The sequence below is a fragment of the Nitratireductor sp. GCM10026969 genome (assembly GCF_042660605.1).
GTDB lineage: Bacteria > Pseudomonadota > Alphaproteobacteria > Rhizobiales > Rhizobiaceae > Chelativorans.
The window spans coordinates 1-3,298 of sequence record NZ_JBHSUM010000254.1 but is presented as its reverse complement, the minus strand read 5'-3'; the positions used below and the strand labels follow the sequence as shown (position 1 = coordinate 3,298).

At 67.7% G+C, this 3,298-nt stretch carries 2 protein-coding genes and 1 pseudogene; all 3 read left to right on the top strand.

All coding sequences use genetic code 11. From position 1 onward, the window contains the following. Nucleotides 1-563, top strand: a pseudogene (locus ACFP9U_RS24445) (hydantoinase/oxoprolinase family protein); the annotation flags it as partial. A gap of 57 nt (nt 564-620) precedes the next feature. Next, a complete protein-coding gene (locus ACFP9U_RS24440; RefSeq protein WP_378625412.1) occupies nt 621-2,795 on the top strand; it encodes a malate synthase G in 2,175 nt (724 codons plus the stop codon). Nucleotides 2,796-2,843: 48 nt separating this feature from the next. Further along, nucleotides 2,844-3,298, top strand: a 455-nt coding sequence (tsaB, locus tag ACFP9U_RS24435) for a tRNA (adenosine(37)-N6)-threonylcarbamoyltransferase complex dimerization subunit type 1 TsaB (RefSeq protein ID WP_378625410.1), incomplete at its 3' end; no start/stop codon positions are given.

The window sequence follows — 3,298 nt, the reverse complement described above, 5'->3', positions numbered from 1 at the left end:
TCGAGCGCCGTTCGGTGGAGGCGGTGCTGGAGGCAGCCTTCGTCGAGGACGGCCTGGAGGGCGCGGTTTCGGTGGCGCATCCCCTGGTCGCCAGGTCGCTCGACAAGCGGCAGGGCGTGGCGCGCCTTTCGCTGACGTTGGACAGGCCGGTGATCGGGCTCGGGGCCTCGGCGCCGCTGCATTATGCCGGGCTGGGGAAGCACCTTGGAACGGAATGCCTCCTGCCTCGCCATCTGGACGTCGCCAGCGCCATCGGCGCGGTCGCCGGCCAGGTGCGGGTTACGGTCGAGGCCGAGGTCGTGCAGCCGCAGGAAGGGCTTTTCCGCGTCTCCGTGGGATCGGAGACGGGCACCTTCCCGACGGAAGAGGACGCCCTCGCCTTCGCCGAAGAAAAGGCGCGCGCGCAGGCTACCGCCCGCGCGGCGGCGAGCGGCGCCGAAACACCGGTGTTGCATTCGCAACGCCGGGTGCAGGCGGTCGAGGCGGAGGGCCGGCGCCTTTTTCTCGGGGCCACGATCGAAGCCGTGGCGACGGGGCGCCCGCGCACCGCCTGCGGCGATTGACCGCACGTCGCCGGCGTGATCAAACCGCGCCCAAGTGAATCGAGTGGAGATGTACTGATGAGTGATCGCGTCGAGATTCACGGGCTGAAGATTGCCCGAGAGCTCTACGATTTTGCCATGAAGGAGGCCTTGCCCGGCACGGGCGTCGAAGCGGACGGCTTCTGGAAAAGCCTCGCCGCGATCGTTGACGCGCTCACGCCGGAAAACCGCGCGCTGCTTGAAAGGCGTGGTCAACTGCAGGCGACGCTCGATGCCTGGTACCGTGAAAACGGCCTGCCCGCCGACGCGGCGTCCCATGAAGCCTTCCTGCGCGAGATCGGCTACCTGCTGCCGGAAGGCCCAGGTTTCAGCATCACGACGGAGAATGTCGATCCGGAGATCGCCGAGGTCGCCGGCCCCCAGCTCGTCGTGCCGTTGATGAACGCGCGCTATGCGCTGAATGCGGCGAACGCCCGCTGGGGCTCGCTCTACGATGCGCTCTACGGCACGGACGTCATTGCCGAAAGCGACGGGGCGGAACGGGGCAGGGGGTACAACCCGAAGCGCGGCGAGAAGGTGGTCGCCTGGGCACGCGCTTTCCTCGACGAATGCGCACCGCTTAAAGGCGCACGCTGGGCGGATGCGACCGGCCTTGCCGTCGAGGACGGAAAGCTGGTCGTGAAGACCGCGACGGGGCGCGCCGGCTTGCAAGAGCCGGCCCGGTTCGCCGGCTACGAAGGCGAGCGTGAGGCGCCGTCCGGGATCGTTCTTCGGCGCAACGGTCTGCACGCGCGCGTTGTCGTCGACCGCGGCCACCCCATCGGCCGGACCGACAGTGCCGGCATCGCCGACGTGGCCCTGGAATCGGCGCTGACGACCATCATGGATTGCGAGGATTCCATCGCCGCCGTCGATGCGGAAGACAAGGTGCTGGCCTACCGCAACTGGCTGGGCCTGATGAAGGGCGATCTGGCAGCCGAGGTGCGCAAGGGAGACGAGACCTTCACCCGCCGGCTCAACCCGGATCTGTCCTACCGCGCGCCGGACGGCGGCGAACGCATGCTCAAGGGCCGTGCGCTCATGCTGGTGCGCAATGTCGGCCACCTGATGACCAGCCCGGCGATCCTCGACCGCGACGGCAACGAGGCGCCGGAAGGCATCATGGATGCCATGTTCACCGCCATGATCGCGCTGCACGACGTCGGCTCCGGGGGCCGCCACCTGAACAGCCGCACCGGGTCGGTCTACATCGTCAAGCCGAAGATGCACGGCCCCGAGGAGGTCGCGTTCACGGTTGACCTCTTCGGCCGCGTCGAGGATGCGCTCGGGCTATCGCGCAATACGCTGAAGATGGGCCTCATGGACGAGGAGCGGCGCACCACCGTCAACCTCGAGGAATGCATCCGCGCCGCCTCCGAACGCGTGGTCTTCATCAACACGGGCTTCCTCGACCGCACGGGCGACGAGATCCACACCTCGATGGAGGCCGGGCCGATGATCCGCAAGAACGACATGAAGTCCTCCGCCTGGATCGCCGCCTATGAGGACTGGAACGTCGATGTCGGGCTGAAATGCGGGCTTTCCGGTCGGGCGCAGATCGGCAAGGGCATGTGGGCGATGCCCGACAGGATGGCGGCCATGCTGGAGCAGAAGATCGGCCAGCCGCAAGCCGGCGCCAACACCGCCTGGGTGCCCTCGCCGACGGCGGCCACCCTGCACGCCACGCACTATCACAAGGTGGACGTGAAGGCCGTTCAGGAGAAGCTGAAGGACCGCCCGCGTGCCAGCCTTTCCGACCTCCTGTCCGTGCCGGTCGCCACACGGCCGAACTGGGCGGCGGACGAGATCAAGCAGGAGCTCGACAACAACGCGCAGGGAATCCTCGGCTATGTGGTGCGCTGGATCGACCAGGGGATCGGCTGTTCCAAGGTGCCGGACATCAATGATGTCGGCCTGATGGAGGACCGCGCCACCCTGCGTATCTCCTCCCAGCACATCGCCAACTGGCTGCACCACGGCGTGGTGACCCCTGAGCAGGTGATGGACACGATGAAGCACATGGCCGAAGTCGTCGACCGGCAGAACGCCGGCCATCCCAACTACACGCCCATGGCGCCGGATTTCGAGGCCTCCATCGCCTTCCAGGCGGCTTGCGACCTTGTTTTCAAGGGCCGCGAGCAGCCGAACGGCTACACCGAGCCGGTGCTGCATGCACGCCGGCTGGAGAAGAAGGAGCGGGACCGGGCCAGGTAGAGTTATGCTTGTCCGGAGATAGCGCTTCTGCTTTAACACGGCTGTCCCATGAAAATCCTGGCCATCGATACCGCCGCCTCGCTCTGCGCGGCCTGTGTTTACGATAGCGATGCCCGAGCGGAAGCCGGGCGCGCCGTCATCGACCTGGGCAAAGGCCACGCCGAGCACGTCATGCGCGTCATCGGGGAGGCGCTGCAGGCGGCGGACACCGCCTACGACGCGCTGGACGCGGTGGCGGTGTCGGTCGGCCCCGGCTCCTTCACCGGCGTGCGCGTGGGCGTGGCGGCGGCACGCGGGCTTGCATTGGCGCTGAAGATACCCGCCATCGGCGTGACCACGCTCGAGGCGCTCGCGGTCGAGGCGCAGGCCTCTTTTCCAGGCCGCTCCGTCCTGGTCGCGGTAGGCAACCGGCCCGACAGCCTTGCCGCCGCTCTTTACGACGCCACCGGCGCTTGCACCCAAACGCCTGCGCTCGCTTCCCTGGACCGGCTGGCGGAGACCGC

Coding starts and splice junctions, on each gene's coding strand:
- ACFP9U_RS24440 (WP_378625412.1), top strand. CDS start 621: ATGAGTGATCGCGTCGAGATTCACGGGCTGAAGATTGCCCGAGAGCTC.